General features: G+C 60.2%; 18 protein-coding genes. 15 read left to right on the top strand and 3 right to left on the bottom strand.

The features are described 5' to 3' along the window. Window positions 1-187: 187 nt before the first annotated feature. Window positions 188-2,530, bottom strand: a complete 2,343-nt coding sequence (locus JKL48_RS01155) for a penicillin-binding protein 1A (RefSeq protein ID WP_236668534.1) — start codon at window positions 2,528-2,530, stop codon at window positions 188-190. Window positions 2,531-2,820: 290 nt separating this feature from the next. On the opposite strand from JKL48_RS01155, the gene JKL48_RS01150 reads away from it, so the two are divergent. Genes JKL48_RS01150 through JKL48_RS01130 form a run of 5 tightly spaced genes read left to right on the top strand, consistent with a single transcriptional unit; the run spans window position 2,821 to window position 8,188 of the window. Continuing rightward, window positions 2,821-3,357 carry a DUF6252 family protein gene (locus JKL48_RS01150; protein WP_201977509.1) on the top strand — a complete coding sequence of 179 codons (537 nt, stop codon included), beginning with the start codon at window positions 2,821-2,823 and terminating at the stop codon, window positions 3,355-3,357. Between the two features lie 7 nt (window positions 3,358-3,364). Beyond that, window positions 3,365-3,916, top strand: coding sequence for a DUF6252 family protein (locus JKL48_RS01145; RefSeq protein ID WP_201977508.1), 552 nt, complete (start codon window positions 3,365-3,367; stop codon window positions 3,914-3,916). 11 nt (window positions 3,917-3,927) lie between these two features. Then, window positions 3,928-4,470, top strand: a complete 543-nt coding sequence (locus tag JKL48_RS01140; RefSeq protein WP_201977507.1) for a hypothetical protein — start codon at window positions 3,928-3,930, stop codon at window positions 4,468-4,470. Between the two features lie 11 nt (window positions 4,471-4,481). Beyond that, on the top strand, window positions 4,482-5,009 hold the full coding sequence (locus tag JKL48_RS01135; RefSeq protein WP_201977506.1) for a DUF6252 family protein: 528 nt from the start codon (window positions 4,482-4,484) through the stop codon (window positions 5,007-5,009). 20 nt (window positions 5,010-5,029) lie between these two features. After that, window positions 5,030-8,188 carry a T9SS type A sorting domain-containing protein gene (locus JKL48_RS01130; protein WP_201977505.1) on the top strand — a complete coding sequence of 1,053 codons (3,159 nt, stop codon included), beginning with the start codon at window positions 5,030-5,032 and terminating at the stop codon, window positions 8,186-8,188. Window positions 8,189-8,389: 201 nt separating this feature from the next. Here JKL48_RS01130 and porW read toward each other — a convergent pair whose 3' ends face one another. After that, window positions 8,390-11,461, bottom strand: coding sequence for a type IX secretion system periplasmic lipoprotein PorW/SprE (porW, locus tag JKL48_RS01125; protein WP_201977503.1), 3,072 nt, complete (start codon window positions 11,459-11,461; stop codon window positions 8,390-8,392). Window positions 11,462-11,635: 174 nt separating this feature from the next. On the opposite strand from porW, the gene JKL48_RS01120 reads away from it, so the two are divergent. The 10 genes from JKL48_RS01120 to JKL48_RS01075 all read left to right on the top strand — a co-directional run bounded on the left by JKL48_RS01120 (window position 11,636) and on the right by JKL48_RS01075 (window position 22,745). Beyond that, window positions 11,636-11,869 (top strand): AtpZ/AtpI family protein, encoded by a 234-nt coding sequence (locus tag JKL48_RS01120; RefSeq protein ID WP_201977502.1) that lies wholly within the window; start codon window positions 11,636-11,638, stop codon window positions 11,867-11,869. A 189-nt stretch (window positions 11,870-12,058) separates the two neighbouring features. Then, window positions 12,059-12,463, top strand: a complete 405-nt coding sequence (locus tag JKL48_RS01115; protein ID WP_201977501.1) for a hypothetical protein — start codon at window positions 12,059-12,061, stop codon at window positions 12,461-12,463. A 39-nt stretch (window positions 12,464-12,502) separates the two neighbouring features. Beyond that, the gene (gene atpB / locus JKL48_RS01110; RefSeq protein ID WP_201977500.1) at window positions 12,503-13,567 is read left to right on the top strand and encodes a F0F1 ATP synthase subunit A; all 1,065 of its coding nucleotides are present in this window, start codon (window positions 12,503-12,505) and stop codon (window positions 13,565-13,567) included. A 125-nt stretch (window positions 13,568-13,692) separates the two neighbouring features. Next, window positions 13,693-13,968 (top strand): ATP synthase F0 subunit C, encoded by a 276-nt coding sequence (gene atpE / locus JKL48_RS01105; RefSeq protein WP_201977499.1) that lies wholly within the window; start codon window positions 13,693-13,695, stop codon window positions 13,966-13,968. Between the two features lie 135 nt (window positions 13,969-14,103). After that, a complete protein-coding gene (gene atpF / locus JKL48_RS01100; protein ID WP_201977498.1) occupies window positions 14,104-14,604 on the top strand; it encodes a F0F1 ATP synthase subunit B in 501 nt (166 codons plus the stop codon). Window positions 14,605-14,694: 90 nt separating this feature from the next. Further along, on the top strand, window positions 14,695-15,255 hold the full coding sequence (atpH, locus tag JKL48_RS01095; protein WP_201977497.1) for an ATP synthase F1 subunit delta: 561 nt from the start codon (window positions 14,695-14,697) through the stop codon (window positions 15,253-15,255). Window positions 15,256-15,339: 84 nt separating this feature from the next. Beyond that, complete coding sequence (gene atpA, locus JKL48_RS01090) at window positions 15,340-16,923, top strand: F0F1 ATP synthase subunit alpha (RefSeq protein ID WP_201977494.1); 1,584 nt, start codon at window positions 15,340-15,342, stop codon at window positions 16,921-16,923. Window positions 16,924-17,058: 135 nt separating this feature from the next. Next, the gene (gene atpG, locus JKL48_RS01085) at window positions 17,059-17,943 is read left to right on the top strand and encodes an ATP synthase F1 subunit gamma (protein ID WP_201977493.1); all 885 of its coding nucleotides are present in this window, start codon (window positions 17,059-17,061) and stop codon (window positions 17,941-17,943) included. Between the two features lie 566 nt (window positions 17,944-18,509). Then, window positions 18,510-21,185 (top strand): beta strand repeat-containing protein, encoded by a 2,676-nt coding sequence (locus JKL48_RS01080; RefSeq protein WP_201977492.1) that lies wholly within the window; start codon window positions 18,510-18,512, stop codon window positions 21,183-21,185. A gap of 366 nt (window positions 21,186-21,551) precedes the next feature. Continuing rightward, window positions 21,552-22,745: a metal-dependent hydrolase family protein gene (locus JKL48_RS01075; protein ID WP_201977605.1), complete on the top strand. Its 1,194-nt coding sequence runs from the start codon at window positions 21,552-21,554 to the stop codon at window positions 22,743-22,745. A gap of 108 nt (window positions 22,746-22,853) precedes the next feature. Here the strand turns inward: JKL48_RS01075 and JKL48_RS01070 are convergent, their stop codons facing one another. Further along, window positions 22,854-23,240 carry a hypothetical protein gene (locus JKL48_RS01070; protein WP_201977491.1) on the bottom strand — a complete coding sequence of 129 codons (387 nt, stop codon included), beginning with the start codon at window positions 23,238-23,240 and terminating at the stop codon, window positions 22,854-22,856. Window positions 23,241-23,346 lie beyond the last annotated feature (106 nt).

The following is a 23,346-nucleotide window of genomic DNA, read 5'->3' as shown; positions in this document are numbered from 1 at the left end:
AAGTCGCTGGTCATTCTTAAATAATGAAGCTGTTAGGGAGTCAAATTCTTTGCGTGTTTGTCATCCTGAGCGCAGCGAAGGACCTTCTCACGTTTGTGCTAAAAGGAATTACTGCCAACTGTTCATCGGTGATAAGGTCCTTCGCTGCGCTCAGGATGACAGGATGGTTGGCTTTCTGAATCAGCGGCTAGATGTCTTCGTCGTTGAGGTCGGCGGGGTCGCGGCGGTCGAGTTTCTGGTCGTAGGGAATGGTGTCGCGCTGGCCGCCGTAGTATTTTGAGCAGTCGATTTCGATGCTGAGCGGGGCGGTGGGCTTGGGGAAGGGGCCGGTATTGATGCCCAAGCTCTTGTCCTTGTACACTTTCTGCATAAAGAGGCCGTATAGCGGCAGGGCCAGGCGGGCACCCTGGCCGTAGGCGCCGGTGCGGAAGTGAATGCTGCGGTCCTCGCCGCCTATCCACATGCCGCACACCAGGTCGGGGGTGATGCCCATGAACCAGGCGTCGGAGTAGTTGGAGGTGGTGCCGGTTTTGGCCCCGATTTCATAGGGAAACTTGAAGCCGGTGTGCAGGATGGTGCTGGTGCCACCTTGCTCGGTGGTGCTGGCCTGGAGCATGTTGGTCATGATGTAGGCCGTTTCCTCGTTCAATACTTCTTTGGTGCGGGGTACGAATTCGCGGAGCACGTTGCGGTTTTTGTCTTCGATGCGGGTGACCATGATGGGGGAGGTCCAGACGCCCTTGTTCACAAACGTAGAGTAGGCGCCGCATAGCTCAAAAATGCTGCAATCGGAGGAGCCAAAGCCGACGGACGGCACCGCGTCGATGGGCGAGGTGATGCCCAGCAGCTTGGCGTAGTACACCACCCGCTCCGGCGTGAGCTTCATCACCAGCCAGGCGGTGATGGAGTTCATGGAACGGGCCAGGGCTTGGCGCAGTGTGAAGGTGCGGCCCGAAAACCCGCCCTCGAAGTTTTGGGGCGTGTAGGGGGCGCGGCCGGCCACGGCGGGGAAAGTGGTGGCCACATCGGGGCGGGTGTAGCAGGGCGAGAAGCCGCCTTCGGCAATAGCGGCGGTGTACACGATGGGCTTGAAGGTGGAGCCCGGCTGGCGCTTGCCCTGGCGCACGTGGTCGAACTTGAAGAACTTGTAGTTGGCGCCGCCCACCCAGGCCTTAATCTGGCCATTGAGGGGGTTCATGGCCATGAAGCCCGCTTGCAGGTAGCGCTTGTAGTAGGCCAGCGAATCGAGCGGCGACATGAGCATCTCCTTCTCGCCCTGCCAGGTAAACACCGGCATCTTGTACTTCTTGTGCAGGTAGTAGTTAACCGAGTCGCGGTTGCCGTCGTACTGGCTCATGAGCGACTTGTAGCGCTGGGTGCGGCGCATGGCAATGTTAAGGAAATCGGGGATGACCTTGCCGGTTTCGTCGCGCCAGGGCAGCTGACCCTTCCAGTGGGCCGTAAACCACTTCTGCTGCAAGGCCAGGTGCTCGGCGACCGATTTTTCGGCATAAGCCTGCATGCGGGAGTCGATGGTGGTATAGATTTTCAGGCCGTCGGCGTAGAGGTCGTGGTCGGTTTCTTTGGCCCAGGCCAGCAGGGATTTCACCACTTCGGCCCGGAAATAGGGCGCCAGACCTTTGGTGGGGCTCTCCACGGAGTAGTGCAGCACAATGGCCTTGGCGGTGTCCTGAGCCAGCTCGGCGTCGGTGATGTAGTGGGACTTGGCCATCTGGCGCAGCACCCAGTTACGGCGCAGCTTGGAGCGCTGTGGGTGCACCACGGGGCTGAAGCGGCCCGGCGCGTTCACAATGCCCACCAGCGTGGCGGCCTCGGGCGTGGTCAGGTCTTTGGGCGACTTGTTGAAGAACGTCTTGGCCGCCGTGTTGATGCCGAACGAGTTGGAGCCGTATTCCACCGTGTTCAGGTACATGCGCATGATTTCGCGCTTGGTGTAGTTGCGCTCCAGGCGCACGGCCAAAATCCACTCCTTGGCTTTGGTAATGAGCAGGCCCAGCTTGCCGGTCCCGTTCAGGGTGCCGTCGTTCAGGTCCTGGCGGGTGCGGAACAGCACCTTGGCCACCTGCTGGGTGAGGGTGGAGCCGCCGCCGTTGTGCGAGAAGGTAAGCACGCCCGTCACGGCCCGCAGCACGCTCTTGGCATCGATGCCGGAGTGCTGCTCGAAGCGCACGTCCTCGGTGGCAATGAGGGCATCAATCAGGTTTTGGGGCAGGTCCTTGTACTCGACGGGCGTGCGGTTTTCGCGGAAGTACTTGCCCAGCAGCACGCCGTCGGCCGAGTAGATTTCGGAGGCCAGCTCGGAGCGCGGGTTTTCCAGGGTCTTGAGGTTGGGCATGCGCCCGAACAGGTTCAGGAAATTGCCGCTCACGGCCAGCACAAACAGCCCCAGGCCCAGCACGCCAGCGCCAAACAGCACCCACATGGTGCGCACAAACGCCGTGAACCGCCCCGGCCGTGCTGGTTTGAGCGGCTTCGGCTGGGGACGGCGAGTAGGAGGGGAAGTCGGCATAGGAAGCAAAGACGGGAATACGGTAGCAAAAATAACGCGGGCAGCGTTGGCGGGCCGGCTGCGTACGCAAATAGCCGGTGCCTAATGGCCTAATGTCCTTTGCTGCCGCCCGCTGATTGGGCATTGCGCGGCCCGGCGGTGGCTTTCTGCTGGCTGCCGGGCGCTTGGGCTTCGATTTCAAAAGTCGGATTTGCCCAACTTTCGTGTTGAGATGGGAGCGGATAGCGCCGACATTTAGGGCAACGCCAGCTGCCAGCGTATCAAGGCAACTTTTGCTCCCCTTCCCGGCCATGAACAAACTCGTACTCCATGCGCTGTTGCTGGCCGCCCTGCTGGACCTGAGCCAGTGCAAGAATAACGGCGCCGACCCGGCCGACCAGCTTCCGCCCGCCACCCAGAGCGGGGAGAATACGTTTGGCTGCCTTGTCAACGGGCAGGCCTGGACACCGCGAGGAAATGACGGATTTTCTAATTATTCTGTGTCATACGACCCGGTCTACCACTTTGGCACACTCAATGTGGCCGCCTATCGGTTGTCCGGAAACGGAGCAGACCAACAAACGATAGGCTTCGGGTCCGATAGTATCCAAACAACCGGTAGTTACTTCCTCAAAAAAGGAGGACGCCATCAGGCAGGCTTTGTTAACAGAGCCAACGGCTGTCAGTATTATACAGTAGATGTTGGAACCTACGGCAAAGGTGGATTTACTATCACGCGGCTAGACCGGCGGGCCGGCATCGTGTCAGGCACGTTCTGGTTCACGCTCTACAAACCCGGCTGCGACAGCATCCGTGTGACCAACGGCCGCTTCGACCGAAAACTGTAGCCTTTCCATGCCTTCTGCCTTCCCGTTCCGCAAGCTTCCCGTGTATCTGGGGCTGCTGCTGCTCACGCAGTGTAGCAAGTGCAAGAAAGACGACCCGGCGCCCATCGACCAGCTCCCGCCCGCCACCCAGACCGGAGCCAACACCGTCGGCTGCTTGCTCAACGGCCAGCCCTGGGCACCCGTGGGCAACGGCACGTCCCAAAGCTTTCAAGTTAATTATGACCCGACTCTTAGCAACGGAGTATTTGACCTACGCGCTTATAAATATAATGGTGGCTCAAACGGAGACCAGTACATAGTGCTGTTTCTTAATCCTTTTCAAAGTGCTGGGACATATGATTTAAGTAATTCTTCTGTCACAAATGTCACCTTTAATAATCCGCAAACAGGCTGTTATTACAATAGCAGAGATTCTGGCGTGTATTGCAGAGGGCAGTTAATTATTACCCTCTTGGATACAAAAGCACACATCATCGCGGGCACGTTTGAGTTCACGCTGGCCAAGCCCGGCTGCGACACGCTCAAGTTCACGCAAGGCCGCTTCGACAAAAAACTCTAACCCTCTTCATCATGCACAACCTACCCCTTACCACCCTACTGCTGGCCGCCCTGCTGGGCCTGAGCCAGTGCACGAAGAAAGACCCGGACCCTGTGGACCAACTGCCGCCCGCTACCCAGACCGGGGCCAACACCGTCGGCTGCCTGCTTAACGGGCAGCTGTGGGCGCCGGTGGGGAATGGCACGTCCAAAAATTTCTTCATCGACTACGACACGGGTTATACCGGTGGACTGTTCAACCTGAGCGTGGAAAAAGATTTAGGTAATAACACGTTGCCAAGTCCTCAGACTCTTTCCATATACGTCAATCCACTTCCGCAAACGGGGGTGTACTTATTAACGGACTTAAACCGCACGAGAGTGTTATTCAATGACCCGACGAGAAGATGCGTGTATGAAAGCCGAGAAGTCGGTACGTACTGCCGGGGCACGTTGACGATTACCCGGCTGGACATGCAAGCCCGCATCATCGCGGGCACGTTTGAGTTCACGCTGGCCAAGCCCGGTTGCGACACGCTCAAGTTCACGCAAGGCCGCTTCGACAAAAAACTCTAACCCTCTTCATCATGCACAACCTACCCCTTGCTACCCTGCTGCTGGCCGCCCTGCTGGGCCTGAGCCAATGCAAAAAGAAAGACCCGGACCCTGTGGACCAACTGCCGCCCGCTACCCAGACCGGGGCCAACACCGTCGGTTGCCTGCTCAATGGTCAGGCGTGGGTTCCTTTCGGTAAGGACCATTTTAGTGTGTACTACGACCCCGGTTATCGATATGGAACAATCAACATTAGTTTAACAAAACCGAGTAAAACCAGCTCCGTTATTGAGACAGTTGCCATATTTTCAGATAGTCTGAGAAAAGTTGGTAAATATGCCTTGACCTTTCCTAAACACCAAGAGGCTACATATTCCATTGGGTACGGCAACCCCTGCTCGTTTTTTGCCGGGGACCCTCATTACCGAGCAGGTGAACTTATAATAACCCAATTGGACCTAAAGGCAGGCATTATCGCGGGCACGTTTGAGTTCACGCTGGCCAAGCCCGGTTGCGACACGCTCAAGTTCACGCAAGGCCGCTTCGACAAAAAACTCTAACCCTTTCCTTAGCCAACTCCATGAAACATTTTCTACGCTTTTTTCTCGCAGTGCTACTCTCCATTGCCGGCCTTAGCCGCGTTTGGGCCCAGACCGCTCCCCCGGACGCGGCCCGCCAGCAGCTGGACCAGATTTTCGCCCCGCTCGACAAGACGCAGGTGCCCAGCGGCTACCTCGATGAGTACGGCGAGCGCCTGCTCGGCCTGCGTGCCTACAACGGCGTATTGGCCGATTCCAACAGCCTCGACCTGTCGGCTTTTTGCTTTCTGCGGGCCACCATCTATTCGGCTCGTGTGACGGGGACCGACACGCTGCCTTCGCTGCCCGAACTCAACCGCCGCTTTGGGGCCTGGCGGCAGGGCGCCTCGGGCGCCCCCAATCCCATTGCAGTGCAGTACATGAACTACCACCGCATCCGACCCGACGCTTTGGATAACAACCTGCTGCAAGTGCAGAACGACCAAGTGTACGACGTGCCCGGCCGCAGCCAAAGTCCCTACGAGGCAGCCACGCTTTTTGCCGCCGCGCCCTACTACCCGGTATCGTACACGGGCAGTGTGTCGTTTGTGTTTCCGCGCAACCTGTACCTGACCAACAACCCCGGCACAACGGTGGCGGCGCTTTACCTTGACTTCGACGACGGCCGGGGCTATGTGCGGGCCTATTGGAACCAACCCGTGGCCACTACCTACGGCACTCCCGGCCACAAGCATGTGCGGGTGAAGCTGGTATACCAGGTGCCGCGCCCGCTCAATTCCACCAGCACCCGCGCCGGGACTACCGCAGCAGCCGCCCAACCCAGCAGCTTCAGTCTGGAAAGCCACTTCGACCTGGAGGTGCTCCAGACGTCCGTGGCGCGCTACGGAACCAGCAACGATATGACCCACCCGATTACGCCCACGGCCGCGCACGACGGGGCCACTGTGTCGGTTCGCTACGGCCAGGGGCACACCCGCCTGACGAAGCCATTTATCATCGTGGAGCAGTATAACCTGGCTTCTATTCTGGAACGTTTAGCCCCAAAACTGCTGCCTTGCGACAATCGAAACAATACGATTGAAACCTTTTTGGATAAGATTGCCCAGCAGCCCAGTCCTTATAATTTCAACGACGCCCTCCATGACTTGGGCCAATACGACCTCGTCTACATCGACTTCGCGAAGAATACTGACGACATCCGGCGCAACGCGCTAATATTTGAAGAGGTAGTCAGGTGGGTAAACGAGCAAAAGGTCGGTGCGCCGGGCGCGGAGCGCAACGTGGTGATGGGCCAGAGCATGGGCGGGCTGATTAGCCGTTACGGCCTGGCCGAAATGACCAAGCTGCCCGCCGACCCGGACCCCGTCACGGGCCGCAACCGCAACGACCCCGACACGCGCCTGCTGGTGCTGCACGACAGCCCCCAGCGCGGGGCCTACAGTCCGGTGGGCACCCAGCAACTGACGCGGGCACTCGACATTCCGGCCATTTTCGGCTGGAAGCTGCGCGAGTTCAGCAACGAAGCCGATGCGGCCGTGACCATCCTCGATGAGCCCGCTTCGCAGCAGCTTTCCATCCTAAACGCGACTACGCCGCGCACGGGTGGTGTGCAAGCCAATACGTTTTTGGAGGGGGCCAACAGCCCCTACCGCTCGATGATAGACAACGTGCCGGGCGCTACGTACGAAATTATAGCGACGAGCGACGGCTCGCAGTGCGGCCGGCCCCAAAACACGCCGACCGGAATTCAAATCAGCGGTATTCAGAACGATTATTTCCTGCGGCCCTTTCTGCCACTCAGTCCACTCAATCCACTGAGAGACTTCAATGTCAAAGCAGAAGGGGCAGCCTATGGACTGCCGGCGTATGGGCAAACAGCGCTGACGAGCCGGCTGCGGGTGTATATGCAGTACAATTTGTGCATCGGCCTGGGTCCATTCGGTAGAATATGCCTGCCGACCATTAGCGTCAACTTCCTCAATGAAACAGCCGACTCGCCCCCTAACACGCTGCCATATGAAACCCTGCCAGGGGGCAACACCAACCCGGCCGACAACTTGCCATGCGTGGACCAAAGCAATACCTACCTGCCATTCGTGCTGCGCTTTTACTCCCAAACCAGTCTCTACAACGGCGACCTGTGCTTTGTGCCCACATACAGCGCACTCGACGTGCCGGTTGCTTCCACAGGGTCGGCATATGCCAAGTATAACAACAGTGTATCAGACAGCCCAAGCCCGCCCGGAGGCAATAGCCAGCCTAAGGTGTTGCGCTATATTGCTCAGGAAAATGTGAATGGAGCAGGTTCGCTATTTAATCAGCCACACCTGCGCTTCACAGCTCGCAATGGCGAGTGGATTTTCAACGAAATGCAACGGCCGGTGAATAGCAATACAAACAGCATAGGCTGCACCAGCGAGTGCCTTACCCCTGCTGACCTCACATTTGCTGGCCCACCCACTGTGTGTGGCTCTACCACCTACACCACTTCTGACCGCGGCTCTGGCTACACCTACACTTGGTCGGCAACGCCCACTAACATCTTCACTAATCCCACTGGTACGGGCTTAGCCTTCACCACCAGTAATGTAAGTACTAGCGACGGCACTATTACGCTGCAAATTGGCGGCGACTGCCCCCGCACCATTAGCAGAAGTATTAGAGTCGGAGCCCCCTCCAGCCCCGCTACTCAAGGACCGAATTGGGGGAACGATTGTGGGTCCGTACCCGTGGAATGCCAAATAGACAACTATGACCCGTTGGCCTCATACGCTATCAGCGTAACTGGCTCCTTGAGACTGATTGGCGGGGTCCAGCCTGACGGCACGTATACCGTGCGCAGCACGGCGGCGGGTGGTACGGGTAGCATTAATATTACAGCTACTAATAGCTGCGGCTCGACCAGCGCCAGCCGCTACGTAGTTGGCCCATGTGGTAACCGCCCGGCTCCGGCCATGACCACCCTCTACCCCAATCCTGCCACCGAGTCAGTCGACGTGCATATAGAAAATGCCGATGCCGCCCAGCCCGTCACCGTGCGCCTGTTCAACAGCTACGGCCAGCCCCGCGCCGAGCAAACCAGCACCGGCGCGGCCACGGTGCGCCTGGCCACCGATAACTTGCCGGCCGGGCTCTACTTCGTGCACATCCTGCGCGGCAAGGAGGTGCTGAGCCGCGAGCAGCTGCGCATCGAAAAGTAGGCCCGCATCGGCAGGGCGTCCCACGGGTGGTTTCGGTCGGCAGCGGCTGGGGCCATCCGTTTTCGTGGCTATGCCGGAAGCGCACAGGGAAGTAGATGCAAGCATTTGTCGGACGTCGGCTGTTACACATTAAAGAGCCGCCGTGCATCGTAGCACGTGGGCTTTTATGGTTGGGGGGAGGTCGCGGCGCTGCCTCAAAGCCTACTTATACACCCGCTGATAAAACGTCTGGTATCCCGCCAAATCCCCGCTGGCTTGCAGCAAGGCCAGGTTTTCGAGGCTGATGACCAGGGTTTGATAGCCGGCCCCGCGCAGGCGCGCCAGCGGCGACTGCGGCCCGCGCAGCTTGGTGGCGTAGCTCTGGGCCACCTTGGCGCCCGGCAACGCCCGCACCACAAATAGGTCCTGGTCGGCCCCCAAGGCCGGGGTTTCCACTTGCAGGTTATTGGCTTTGAAGAAGCGGCTGTTATAGGTGCCCAGCTGCGGCGCCAAATCCGTGGCCGCCGGCGAGCCCTTCGGAAACACCAGCACCACGGCGTGGGCCCCGCTCATCTGCGTGACATACGCTGTGGCCGGAGCCGACGACACCGTACTGGCCCCGGTGGCCGGCGCCGGGCTACCGGCGGGCGCGGGCGGGGTGGCCGCCGTGGGAGTGGGGGCAGGCGCGCCGGGGGGGGTGGTTGCGGGCGCAGGAGGGGCGAGGGCTGGTGCCGCTGAAGTGGGCTTGCTTAGGGGAGCCGGGCCGGCCGAACCAGCCGGGGCGGCTATCCTATCGGCGGCCTCATCCTTCTGAATTTTCCCGGCTTTGGGGGCTTCCACGGATGTGGCCTGCGGGGCGGGCGCCGGTGCCACGGGCACCAACGGTTTCGCCGGGCTGTCGTTTTCGCCATACACGATGCGCATGCGGTTGTCTACCTCGCCCGGCCTAAACACCGACACAACCGGCTTTTCGGTCGAAGCCAGGGCCCCGGTTATCTGGCCCACACTCTGCTTTTTGTACGTTTCGGCCAGCGCCTGGGCTATGGGTACCAGGGGGCTATCAGGGTAGTCTTTGTAGAACTTTTCCACCGAGGAGCGGGCCGTGAGCGGCGGCTGGGTGCGGATAACCAGCAGCGTTTTCAGGTAAGCTACCCGGTCGTTGAGGTCGCTTTTGGGGTACTGTTGCTCGGTGCGGGCCAGCACGGCCGTCGCTTTGCGGAACTCCTGGTTTTTGTAGTAGGTGAAAGCCGAATCGACCCGGCTGGCCACGGCGTTGTGCAGCGCCAGCTCGTGTTCGCGGTACAGCGGGTCGGCAATCAGCTTGGCATAAATTGAGGTTGGAAACTCCCGCTGCAGGGCCGCCGCGTATTGGGCCATTTTGGTGGCATCGGGCTTGTCCTTGTAGTACAGATACAGCAGGTAGTAGGCGTCGGGCGCGTGCTCGCCGCGCACATAGCGGCCCACTTGCTTCTCGTATGTTTCGAAGCCCTTTTCCCGCTCCTTCAGCTGCTCCTTGTAAATGCCGCCCAACTCGTACAGGGCGGCTTCTACCTGCTTGTCGGAGGCGGCCAGCTGCTCCGGCGTGAGCGGTATGGCTTTGCGGTACTGCGCGACCAAAGCGCCTTTGGCAGCATCGGGACTAGCCGCGGCAGCCTTGGCGGCTGAATCGGGCTGGCTGCCATTCACGCGGGTGTCGCCATTACCGGTGAGGGAAAGCGGAGAGCCCCCGTTTGCGGCTGCATTGGGCGAGCTGCTCGACTGGCGGGTCGTCCGCCAGTTGTCCTGGAGTTGGCGGTCCTGCCACTTGCGCAGGAAGTCGGCGCGGGCCGTGCCCAGGGTAGCCGGGTTGTCGAAATACCACTGGCCGCCACTGGCCGTAGCCGTGGGGTCGAAGGCCAACGGGTCGGGTGTAGTACCACCGGGTAGCGTCGTGGAGGCACTGCTGGTGGTACGGGAGTTGAACTCGGCCGCGTCGGCTTTGGCTTTTTGCTGCGCGGCCTGCTGGGCTTCGGCCTTCTTTTTGGCCGCCAGCTCAGCATCGGCGTAGGCGCTGAGTTGTTGGCTCAGGGCATCGGGGCTGAGCTTGGCCAGCGCTTGCAAGCTGTCCTGCGTTTCGATAATGGTGTACTGCTTGGCAAAATCGCGCAGAATGTTGCTGCGCTCCTTGATGGCGAGGTAGGTCTTGGCATCCGGCGCCAAGCTCTGCACCGTGCTATCGTAGTAGGCGGCGGCCAGCCGGTACTTCTGCAGGTTCTCGTAATAGATACGGCCCGCCAGCAAATAGGTGTAGCTTTTCTGCGTCCGGTTGGTGGTGGTGGCTTTAATGGACTGCCGCAGCAGCGTCAGGGCCTCGGGGTATTTCTGCTCGCGGTAGTTCAGCCGCGCCATCTCGTAGTAAATCTTGTCGCGGTAGTCCTTGTTCTTGGGGTCTTTCAATAGGCCCGCGAAGTTCTTATCCAGCCGGGCCCGGTCCGTCGCGCTCAGGTCCGACACCTGTGCCAGCATCAGCTTGGCCTGAAAGTCCAGCTCATACGGCGGGTTGCGGGCCAGAATCTGGTCGAGCTGCTCGTAGGCCTTCTTGTTCTCGCCCGCATCCTGGTACAGCTGCGCCAGAATGTAGCGCGTCCGCGACCGTTCGTTCTTGAATTCAATCAGCGGAATGGCCTTTTCCAACTGTGGAATGGCTTTAGCCGGTTCCTCCGTGCGGATGTAGTAATCGGCCCGAGTCAGAAACAGCTGGCGCGCATCGGCTGGCAAGCCCGATTCCTTATCCAGCAGGTCCGATACCGCCTTGGCGTTTTCGTACTCCTGCTTGGCCACAAACGTCCGCATCAAGCCAATCAAGGCTTCGTGCTTAGCGTTGGCATCCTTACTAGTCGAGTTCACATACTTAAACGTCAGCGCCGCGTCATCGAACTGCATCTGGTAAAAGCGCGACCAGCCCACCAAGATGTAGGCGTCATCGGTCCAGTCCGAACCCGGCCGGTTCTGAATCGGCATCGAGGCTTTCTTAATGATATCATTCAAGTCGGCCCTATTGGCCTTCACGCTGGCACTGTCCAAGGTCGGGAACAGCGGGAGGGTCTGGTTGTAGTCGTTTGCTCGCGCTGCATACAGCTTGTCTTCGGTGAGCTGCAATTTCTGGCGGGCCAGGAAATAGGCATTGTCGCGGGCCGCCACGTTGTTGAATGCGTGGGCCACCAGGTTTTTATCCGACGCGCAGCCCGCCACGCCCACCCCAATCAGGAAGACCAGCAGCGCCGCCCAGCGGTATGTCAGCGAAGAATGTGTCAAAATCAAAGCAATAGGAGAGGACGGGTCCGGGCTGGCGAAACGCGCAAAGCTCCCGGAAATGTTCGATAACTCGGCACGTTAACGAAGCCGAACGGGTAAAATTACGTTTTCCTTGGGCAAACACAGGCTGGCCCGTGCCGTAACTTTGGGCAGCCGTCTTTCCATTCTCACCCCATGCCCACTCCCCCCGACCCCCAGCCCACCGGCAACAGCCGCCTCCAAGCCGTGATGAAATACTCCGGCCTGGCCTTCCAGATGCTGGCCATCATCGGCGGCAGCGCCTGGCTGGGCTATTGGCTCGATGGCCGTTTCCACACCCAGCCCTGGCTAACGATTGTGTTGTTGCTGCTCGGCGTCTTCGTGGCCGTGTTTCAGGTCATCCGCAGTTTGACTAAGGAGTCGTTGTAGATTTAATGTTACCGTCATGCCGAGCGCAGCCGAGGCATCTCGCGTGCTTCGTAAAGCCCCCCTCTCCACGGGCTTCGCGCTTCAAGCGAACCGGGGCCGGGGGTGAGGTGCCTGCGTCAGACGTCGCGTTCGAGCGAGATGCCTCGGCTGCGCTCGGCATGACGTTTCTACATTGTCCATATTCCACCCATGCCCAAGTTTCTGCGCCAATTTCTGCTCTTCACCGCTGCGCTGGGCCTGCCCCTCTACGTTCTGCACCGCCTCTACGGGCCGGCCGTGGTGCACCCGCGCACCGGGCTACTCTTTGCCGTCATGGCGGCGCTCACCTACTTCGCCTACAGCCTCACTGCGCGCCTTGTGGCCCGCGACCCGCACAGCTTGGCCATGGGCTACTTGATAGGCATGACGGTCCGCTTACTCACCTCGCTGGGCCTCGTGACGTGGCTGCTGGCGGGCGGAATTGCGCGCGAGCCGCGGGGCATCTGGACCTTCCTCGGGTCCTTCTTCCTCCTGTACTTTTCGTGGGCCGGGTTTGAAATCTGGGCTACTTTGAGTAACTTGCGGCCGATTTCAGGAAAGCAAGTCACGCAATGATAATGCGTTAGCCTGAAATTAGTCACTAATTAACTTTGGATGAAGCGTTTACTCTCGATTCTTCTTTGTTTCGTTTCCCTCTCCGTTTTCGCTAACGAGCCCGCCGGCGAGGGCGCAAAGGCCGAAGGCTTCAATCCCGGCGAAATGATTTTGCACCACATCGGCGATTCGCACGAGTGGCATTGGCTGGCCACCGACAACGGCAACTTCACCACCTACCTGCCCATCATCGCCTACCGTCCCGGCAAGGGTGTTTCGGTGTTTTCCTCGAAGCACATCTCCAACGGCGAATCGGAAGGCCCCGCCAAAGAATACGATGGGCTGAAGCTCGACCACGAGCACCTCGTGAGCACCGACGGCAGCAAGCTCTACGACTTCTCCATCACCAAAAACGTGGCCGGCCTCATCGGCAGCGCCATTTTAATGCTCGTGGTGTTCACCGCTGTAGCCAGCGGCTACAAGAAGAACCACGGCCGCGCCCCGAAAGGCATCCAGTCGTTCTTCGAGCCCATCATCGTTTTCATCCGCGACGAAGTAGCCAAGAAAAACATTGGTCCCAAGTACGAGCGTTACATGCCGTACCTGCTCACGGTGTTCTTCTTCATCTGGTTCAACAACCTGCTCGGCCTCACGCCCGGCGCGGCCAACCTGAGCGGCAACATCGCCGTGACCATGGTGCTGGCCGTGCTCACGCTCATCATCACGCTGGCGTCGAGCAACAAGTACTACTGGGCCCACATTTTCGCCACGCCCGGCGTGCCCAAGCCCCTGCTGCCCATCATGATTATCGTAGAAGTAATCGGCATTTTTACCAAGCCCTTCTCGCTCATGATTCGTCTGTTCGCCAACATCACAGCGGGCCACATCGTGGTGCTGAGCTTTATCAGCCTGGTGTTCATCTTCAAATCGTGGGCCGTAGCGCCGGTGACGCTGGCTTTCGGCCTGTTCATCAACGTGCTCGAATTGCTGGTGGCCGTGCTCCAGGCCTTCATTTTCACGCTGCTCACTTCCATGTACATCGGCGGCGCAGTGGAAGACCACCACGATGCCGACCTACAAATGGGCTACGACGACGGCTCGGCCTCAACCCACGTTTCCCACTAATCTGACTTAATCGGCCGGATGCCTGCCATCCGACCAACTGGCTGTTTCGGCCAGACCGTGGCAATCCCCCCCCCCCCCCGCTGCGGGACTGACGAACTTTTTCTTTTCCCCTTTTTCCAATTTTTATGTTGCTCTCTTTGTTGTTGCAAGCTGTCGCTATGGCGGCTAACTACGGTCCTGGTCTGGCTGTAATGGGTGCCGGTATCGGTGCTGGTCTGGTAGCTCTGGGCGTTGGCCTGGGCATTGGCCGCATCGGCGGCAGCGCCATGGATGCTATCGGCCGTCAGCCGGAAGCTTCGGGCAAAATCCAGACGGCTATGATTATCGCCGCCGCTCTGATTGAAGGTCTGGGCCTGTTCGCAGTCGTAGTCTGCGTGCTTATCTGGACGAAACTCGTTTAGTGAAGGGCCGGGCTTCGGGCCCGGAAGTAGTTGGAAGCCCGCCGCCCGCTGCTGCAATACGCAGTTGGCGCGGCGGGCTTACCTGCTCCTAATCTGTTATTCGATTAGTTGACATTTTCTAAAAAACTATAAGCAATGCTGCCAGCTTTTTTATCCCCTGAACTCGGCCTGATTTTCTGGCAACTGGTTATCTTCCTGCTGGTTCTGTTCCTGCTGGCGAAATTTGCCTGGAAGCCGATTCTGCTCGCCCTCAAAGAGCGTGAAGACAGCATCGAAGGCGCCCTGCGCATGGCCGACCAGGCCAAGATTGAGATGCAGCAGCTGAAGGCCGGCAACGAGAAGTTGCTGACCGACGCCCGCCTCGAGCGCGACCGCATGATGCAGGAAGCCACCCAAATGGCCAACCAGTTCCGCGAAACCGAAAAGGCCCGCGCCACCGCCGAAGCCAACATCATCATCCAGCAAGCCCGCGAAGCCATCCAGCAGGAGAAAAACGCGGCCCTGGCCGAAGTGAAAAACACCGCCGCCAAGCTGTCGCTCGACATCGCCGAGCGCATCCTGCGCCGCGAGTTGACCGACCCCGCCGCCCAAACGCAGCTGGTCGATTCCTACCTGAAAGACGTAAAGCTTAACTAGTTGCTTGTTGTTCGTTGTCAGTTGTTAGTTCGTGCTAATGGCTGATACCGGCCTGACAACTAACAACCAACAACTGACAACCAAACTACTATGGCTGACCAACGAGTAGCGGCCCGCTACGCCAAGTCGCTCCTCGACTTAGGCCAAGAGATGGGTACCCTGGATGCCGTGAAGCAGGACATGGACCTGCTGAGCAAGACCATGGCCGAAAGCCGCGAGCTGCGCCTGCTGCTGCGCAACCCGATTGTGAAGCACGACAAGAAGCTGGCCATCCTGAAGGCCATCTTCGAAGGCAAGGTGTCGGACATGACGCTGCGCTTCTTCACCATCCTCACCGAGAAAAACCGCGAGTCGGCCATTGAAGGCATCGGACCCGAGTTTCTGGCGCAGTACAACGCCATGCAGGGCATCCAGTCGGCCGAGGTGACGTCGGCCGCGCCGCTCACGGCCGTTGCCCGCCTCGAACTCCGCAAGCTGGTGACCCAGCAAACCGGCCTCACCGACGTGCAGCTTACCGAGAAAGTGGACCCCGAACTCATCGGCGGCTTCGTGCTGCGGGTGGGCGACAAGCAAATCGACGATTCCGTGCGCACCAGCCTTCGCAAACTGCGCACGTCGCTGCAAGAAAATTCTTACCAACAAAAACTGTAGGGTATAGCGAAGTAGGGATAGGGGGCACGCTCCCACCGTCCCCGCCCCATATCCCTTGTCCCCTATACCTTATTCCCTCCAAAAATGGCAGAAGTACGTCCGGATGAAGTCTCCGCAATCCTGCGGCAGCAACTGTCCAATTTCAAGTCCGAAGCCGAGCTCGAAGAAGTCGGCACCGTGTTGCAAGTGGGCGACGGCGTGGCCCGCATCTACGGTCTGAGCAAAGCCCAGGCCGGCGAGCTGATTGAATTTGAGAACGGCCTGCAGGGCCTCGTGCTCAACCTGGAAGAAGACAACGTGGGTGCCGTAATGCTCGGCGACTACTCGGAAATCCGGGAAGGCGCCACGGTGAAGCGCACCAACAAAATCGCCTCCATCAAAGTGGGCGAGGGCATCGTGGGCCGCGTGGTGAACACGCTTGGCCAGCCCATCGACGGCCGCGGCCCCATCGCCGGTGAGCTGTACGACATGCCGCTGGAGCGCAAAGCCCCCGGCGTAATCTTCCGTCAGCCCGTGACGGAACCCATGCAGACCGGCATCAAGTCGATTGACGCGATGATTCCGATTGGCCGGGGCCAGCGCGAGCTGATTATCGGTGACCGCCAGACCGGTAAGTCGGCCGTGGCCATCGATACCATCATCAACCAGCGCGAGTTTTTCGAAGCCGGCAAGCCGGTATTCTGCATCTACGTAGCCGTGGGCCAGAAAGCCTCGACCGTGGCTCAGGTAGTAAACGCCCTCACCAAGGGCGGTGCCATGGACTACACGGTGGTGGTGTCGGCTTCGGCCTCGGACCCCGCTCCGCTGCAGTTCTACGCCCCCTTCACCGGTGCTGCCATCGGCGAGTACTTCCGCGATACGGGTCGTCCGGCCCTCGTGGTGTACGATGACTTGTCGAAGCAGGCCGTGGCTTACCGCGAGGTGTCGCTGCTGCTCCGTCGTCCTCCGGGCCGCGAGGCTTACCCCGGCGACGTGTTCTACCTGCACAGCCGCTTGTTGGAGCGGGCTGCTAAAATCAACGCCTCGGACGAAATCGCCCGCGACATGAACGACCTGCCCGAAAGCATCAAGCACCTGGTGAAAGGTGGCGGCTCGCTGACGGCTTTGCCCCTGATTGAGACGCAGGCCGGTGACGTATCGGCTTACATCCCGACCAACGTGATTTCGATTACGGACGGCCAGATTTTCCTCGAGACCAACCTGTTCAACTCGGGCGTGCGCCCGGCCATCAACGTGGGTATCTCGGTGTCGCGCGTGGGTGGTAACGCCCAGATTAAGTCGATGAAGAAAGTGGCCGGCACGCTGAAGCTCGACCAGGCCCAGTTCCGCGAGCTGGAAGCCTTCGCCAAGTTCGGCTCCGACCTCGATGCCTCGACCAAGCTCACCATCGAGCGCGGCCGTCGCAACCTCGAAATCCTGAAGCAGCCCCAGTACTCGCCCGTGAAGGTGGAGGACCAGGTGGCCATTATCTACGCTGCCACCAACGGCCTGCTTGACACCGTGCCCGTGAACCGCGTGCGCGAGTTCGAGAAGGAGTTCGGCCAAGTGATGAACTCGCGCTACCCCGACGTGCTGAAGGCCCTGAAAGCCGGCAAGCTGGAGGACGCTGGCACCAAGGCCATCCGCGAGGTAGCCAAGGACGTTTCGGCGAACTACGCTGTGAAGTAATCAAGCATTATAGAAGAACGTCATGCTGAGCTTGTCGAAGCATCTCTACCGCGAGAGTAATTAATTACTAAAGCAGTAGAGATGCTTCGACTGCGCTCCGCTTCGCTCAGCATGACGTTCTATTAATACCTATCAATGGCAAGCTTAAAAGAAGTCCGCAACCGCATTCAGTCGGTGAGCAGCACGCAGCAGATTACCAAAGCCATGAAAATGGTGGCGGCGGCCAAGCTGCGTCGGGCACAGGACAACATCGTGCGAATGCGGCCCTACGCCCAGCGCCTGAATGCCATCCTGACCAACCTGACCCGCAACGCCGACGATGACATCGTGAGCGACTACGGCGTGGCCCGCGAGGTGCGCAAGGTGCTGGTAATTGCCATCACGTCGGACCGCGGCCTGGCCGGGGCTTTCAACACCAACGTGTTCAAGGGCGTGAACGCGGCCATTGCTTCGCGCTACAGCAGCCTGCCGGCGGCCAACATCTCGGTGATGGCCATTGGCAAGAAGGCGCACGACTACTACGGCCGCCGCGGCCAGACCGTGGGCGACTACACCCACGTCTTCGCCAAACTGTCGTTTGAGACGGTGCGCGCTGCTGCTGAAGTGGCCATGGAAGGTTTCCGCAACGGCACTTATGACGAGGTGGTGATGGTGTACAACGAGTTCCGCAACGTGGCTACGCAGATTATCCGGACCCAGCAACTGCTGCCGCTGGTGCAGGAAGAAGCACCGGCCACGGCTACGCCGGAGTCGAACGTGGATTACCTGTTCGAGCCTTCGAAAGAAGAAATCGTGCAGACGCTGATTCCGCAGTCCATCAAGATTCAGCTCTACAAGGCGGTGCTGGAAAGCAACGCCTCGGAGCACGGCGCCCGTATGACGGCTATGGACAAAGCCACCGACAACGCCGGTGAGTTGCTCAAGGCTCTCAAGCTGACCTACAACCGGACGCGCCAAGCAGCCATCACGACCGAGATTCTCGAAATCGTGGGCGGTGCTGAGGCGCTGGCGGCGGGGTAAGCAGTAAGTGAATGATTGATTAAATGAGCAAACGCCCGTTTCTGAGAGGAAGCGGGCGTTTTGCGTATACTTAGAGCAGTTTCGGGGTCGCTGTATAGTAGCGCGAACTGTGTCGTTCGCGTCGCCACGCCGGTTGACCTTCTTTAACGGAGCAGGTAAGCGAACGACACAGTTCGCGCTACTATTGCTGCTGCTTCGGACTGTACACTGATACCGAAACCGCTCTAGGATGCGGATGAGTGGCAAAAGATAACCGGGCCGTTGGTATTGATATACTGAAACATGGAACCTTACATTTAGGTCCTAGACACACATCACCAACGGTCCTTATTTAAGTGTGTATGACTAAAACGCTCCTTCACCTGCCCTACGGCTTTTCTCCGAGCACAATGGTTTGCCGGTTTCTGCTATTCTGTTTGGGCCTGTGGACAGTGGGGCCAGTCATGGCAGGTGCGGGTGAGCCACCTGCAACCAGCAAGAAGCAAGCCCCACTAACGAACGCGCTTAACCCCGACGGTACGTTGCGCAAGGGGGTGAATGGGGCTTTTGACGCGCATCGGTTCATTATGTACACCGCTCCGGACGGCCAGCCAGTGTTCCGCCCTGCGGGGATTGCGCGGGTGGCTGGGGCCGGCGACAACAACTGGCAGGACGGGTTCCACGTCCCCGGTGCCAACCATATTGTGAACACCGTGATGCGCGTCGGAACGGATACCTATATCGGCGGACAGTTCACGACGGTGGGCAGCGTCAACGCCAACTCCGTGGCACGGTGGGATGGTACCGCTTGGAATTCGGTGGGAACAGGCACCGCGAACGGGGTAAACGGCCCGGTGAATGCCCTGGCGATGCTGGGCACTACATTATACGTGGGGGGCTACTTCAATGCGGCTGGCGGAATCGCAGTTAGCAACGTAGCCAAGTGGGACGGCACCGGCTGGTCGAGCCTGGGGCCGGCCCCGGCCCGGGGCGTAGGCGGCGAGGTAGATGCCTTGGCCGTCATCGGGACTACCTTGTATGCTGGCGGAATTTTTTTGACAGCGGGTGGCATACCGGCCAACTACATCGCCCAATGGGATGGTACGACGTGGAGCCCGCTGGGCAACGGCACGAACTATCCCGTTAGAGCCTTGGCCGCGATGGGCACCACGTTGGTTGCGGGCGGGTATTTCACCAGGGCTGGCACGGCAGCGGCCAATTACGTAGCCCAGTGGGATGGCACGGCGTGGACCAGTTTGGGCGTGGGCACCAACGGCTCCGTGTTTGCGCTGGCCGTGCGCGGCTCAGAACTGTACGTGGGTGGGCAGTTTTCCACGGCCGGGGGCAGCAGCGCCAACCGGCTGGCCCGGTGGGACGGTACGGGTTGGGCCCCGTTGGGAAGTGGCCTGAACAGCACAGTGTATGCCTTGGCGATATCCGGCAACGACGTGTACGCGGGCGGAGCCTTCTCGCAAGCCGGTGGCCTGCCGGCTGCCTACGTGGCCCGCTGGAATGGCAGTACCTGGAGCGCCTTGGCGAGTGGTGCGGCGGCCAGCGTTAACGCCGTGGTCAAGGGCTTGGCCGCGGCGGGGAGCACCCTCTGCGTAGGTGGAGAATTCACCGCGGCGGGCGCAGTGGGTGCCCCCTACGTGGCTGAGTGGAGTGGCACGCAGTGGAACACGATGGGCTCGGGTAACGGAACCAGTATTTCTGGTGCCGTCTTGGCCGTGGCCGTGTCGGGCACAACTGTGTACGTTGGTGGAGGCTTTAACACGGCGGGACAGGTGCTGGCCAATAACGTAGCAAAGTGGGACGGGACAACCTGGAGTGCCTTGGGCACGGGGGCTGCCAACGGCGTCAATGCAACCGTCCTCGCCCTGGCTATCTCCGGAACCACCCTGTATGCGGGCGGTGAGTTCACCGCTGCCGGCGGGGCCGCTGCGAGCCGGGTGGCGCGGTGGGACGGGGCCGCGTGGAGCCCGCTGGGAGCCGGCCTGAATAACAGCGTGTACGCGTTGGCCTTGTCGGGCACAACGCTTTATGCCGGCGGGGCCTTTACGGCCAGTGGGGGAACGGGGCTCAACCACGTAGCGGCGTGGACGGGCACCGCCTGGGCCCCGATGGGCACCGCCAACCCCAACGGCAACGGGGTAGTCGGAGACGTGTATGCCCTGGCCACCCTCGGCCCAACCCTGTATGCCGGCGGAAGCTTTTATTTCTATACGAGCACGGCGGCCATAGTGCGGGGCCTGGCCCAATGGAATGGCACTGCCTGGAGCGCCTTGGGAGCCCCGGCCGCCACGGCGCTGAATGGCGAAGTTGATGCCTTGGTGGTGAATGGCAATGTGCTGTACGCTGGGGGCAGCTTTACGCAGGCCGGGGGAGTAGCCGTCAATATGGTAGCCAAGTGGGACGGCAGTAGCTGGGCCGGCCTGGGGGCAAGCCCTGCCAATACCCTCCCTACTACCAGCGCCGTAAGGGCCTTGGCGGTGTCGGGGTCGACGGTCTACGCAGGCGGAGATTTTTATTCTCCTACAGGCTTGCCTGCCAGCACCAATTTTTTGATGAAGTGGAACGGGACGGCCTGGACTGGCTTGGGCACGGGGCTGAACCAGGGAGTGCGGGCATTGGCCATGGGTCCGGGTAGCCAAGTGACGGCAGGAGGGCACTTCAGCGCGGTAGGCGACGGCAGCAAAATAATGTCTCACCTGGGCATCTATCACGACCCATTGCTGGCCACGCTCACCAGCTTGGTGCCCGGCACGGCCGGCCCCGGTGCAGTCCTCAGCCTGACAGGGACCAACCTTACGGGTACCACGGCCATCGCCTTTTCCGGCACGGCCAACAACGTGGTCACCTCCGGGTTTGTGGTGAACGCGGCCGGTACCCAGATTACCGGCATTGTGGTGCCCGGCGGGGCCACCAGCGGTACTGTCACCGCCGTCGCCCCCGATGGCGTCACCAACGCCTTGCCGTTTGCGGCGCTGCCCCTGGCCGCTGCCACCGCGCAAGAAGCGAGCGAAGTGTGCCTGCTGCCCAACCCGGCCCACGGCACCGTGCTGGTACTGGGCCTGCCAGCCACCGGTGCGGCTCTGCTCACGTTGCTCGACGCCTTGGGCCGTGCCGTGCGCATTCAGCAAATACGGCCATCCGCCATTGGCGCCGCGGCCGAAATGTCCCTCGCAGGCTTGTCCCCCGGTCTCTACCACCTGCAGGTGTGGGCGGGCGGGCGGCAGACCGGCCAAGCGTTGGTAGTGGAGTAAAAAGCCGCGCATGGTGATGGGCCAACAACCTCGCCCAGGCCACCACCCAGCCGGTGTTCCTCCGAAGCGGGACTCCCGAAGTAGGAGTGCTTTGCCGCCAGCACCCACCGGTGCTAGCGGACTGCCCGCACCGGTGCAGCACGCCGCTACTTGCGCATAAATGTCAGCCGCGATGTAGCTTCGTCCCGCCCCGCCGTTGCCGGCCTCTCCGTCACACCAATGCCAAAATTTATTTACACCCTGCGCAAGCCAGGACACGGCCTACGCCGCAGTGGCCGCCTTTTACTAGGGGGGTGGGCGGGGCTGCTGAGTGCCCTGAGCGGCACGAGCGGGCTGCATGCCCAACCGGCCACACCCACCGGGTCAATGCTGCTTGCACCTGCTGCCGTGTTTGATGGTCAAAGCCTGCACGCTGGCTGGGCGGTGTTAATCGAGAACGATAAAATCGTGAGTGCGGGCCCCGCCGCCCAAGTGGTATTGCCGCCCAATACCCGCCGGCTCGACCTGCCCGGCCTCACCCTATTGCCTGGGCTGATAGAAGGGCACTCGCACTTGCTGCTACACCCTTATGATGAAGCCCCTTGGAACGACCAGGTGCTGCTTGAGTCGCAGGCGCTGCGGGTGGCCCGTGCCACAGTGCACGCCCAACGCACGCTGCTGGCGGGCTTCACCACTGCCCGCGACCTGGGCACCGAAGGCGCTGGCTATGCGGATGTGGGCTTGAAGCAGGCCATCAACCAAGACATCGTTCCTGGTCCGCGCTTGCTGGTTGCTACACGCGCCTTGGTGGCTACGGGCAGCTACGGCCCCAAATTATCGGTAGACGAAGACGTGCCGCAGGGCGCACAGGAGGCCGACGGAGTAGATGGCCTAATTCGGGCGGTGCGTGAGCAAATGGGCAAGGGCGCCGACGTTGTAAAAGTGTATGCCGACTACCGGTGGGGCAGTAACGGCGAAGCACAGCCCACTTTTTCCCAGGAAGAACTGACCTTGATTGTGCAAACGGCCCGCTCAGCCGGGCGCGGGGTAGTGGCCCACGCCAGCACGCCCGAGGGCATGCGCCGCGCCGTTCTGGCCGGCGTCGAAACCATTGAGCACGGCGATGGCGGCACGCTGGAGGTTTTTCAGTTGATGAAAAAACACGGCGTGGCCCTGTGCCCCACCGTGGCTGCCTCCGATGCCGTTGCTCAATACAAAGGCTGGCACAAAGGCGCCGACCCTGTGCCCGCCCGAATTCAGCAGAAGCACCTCAGCATGGCCGCGGCTCAAAAGGCCGGCGTGACGCTGGCGCTGGGCGGCGACGTGGGCGTATTCGCACACGGCGATAACGCGCGTGAAATGGAGTTGCTGGTGCACGACTACGGCTTTACGCCCCTGCAGGTACTGCGCCTGGCCACCAGCGGCAACGCCCAGATTTTTCATCTGGCTGACCGTGGGCGCATCGGTCCTGGCTTGCTGGCTGACTTGGTGGCCGTGGCCGGCGACCCTACCCAGGACGTGGCCGCCGTGCGTCAAATCCGGCTGGTGATGAAGGGCGGGGTGCTATATAAGCAGCCCTAACCTGTGAAATGGCCAATGTGTGCCATTGAAAGCGCAAAGAGGAAAATCCATCAAAAACGCCCATGTCGTACAGATATGGGCGTTTTTGTTCGGTTAGCAATAACGGGGCTACTTGGCTTTTCGGAAAATATAACGCGTCATAAAAATGCCGCTGCCCTGAATAGAAGAGGTGAGGGGGAGCGCCTGCACCAGTTCGTACCCATCGCCGGCCATTTGCTGGGTGAAGGCCACAATGGTATCCTCGTTTCTCTGCAGGTTGGCCAGATTGAGGCCGGTGAGGCTGAACAGGTTTTCCATGGGCGCGTCTTTAATCCCCTTGTAGGCCGGGGTGAACGATACCTTGGAACGCCCAAGTCCGCCGGGCACTACCGACTCGATGGTGGTAATCAACTGATAGGTGTAGTTGCCAGGAGCCTGTGCCTTGGCGGAAGTAAAGGCAGAGCCTGCCGCTAACAAACCAGTCACGAGCAGGGCACGAGTGAAATGAGGTACCATAGGAACGTAGAAAAAGTGGAAAATGCAGAGCGAATATAAAGAAGTGCAGTACGCTGCCCAACCCCGGCAGGCGGCGCTCGCACCTTTTTTAGTTGCATGCATTCCG

Origin of the sequence: Hymenobacter rubidus (assembly GCF_016734815.1) — a bacterium.
Taxonomy (GTDB): domain Bacteria; phylum Bacteroidota; class Bacteroidia; order Cytophagales; family Hymenobacteraceae; genus Hymenobacter; species Hymenobacter rubidus.
The sequence above is the reverse complement of the archived record's forward strand: the minus strand, read 5'-3'. Positions and strand labels throughout refer to the sequence as shown.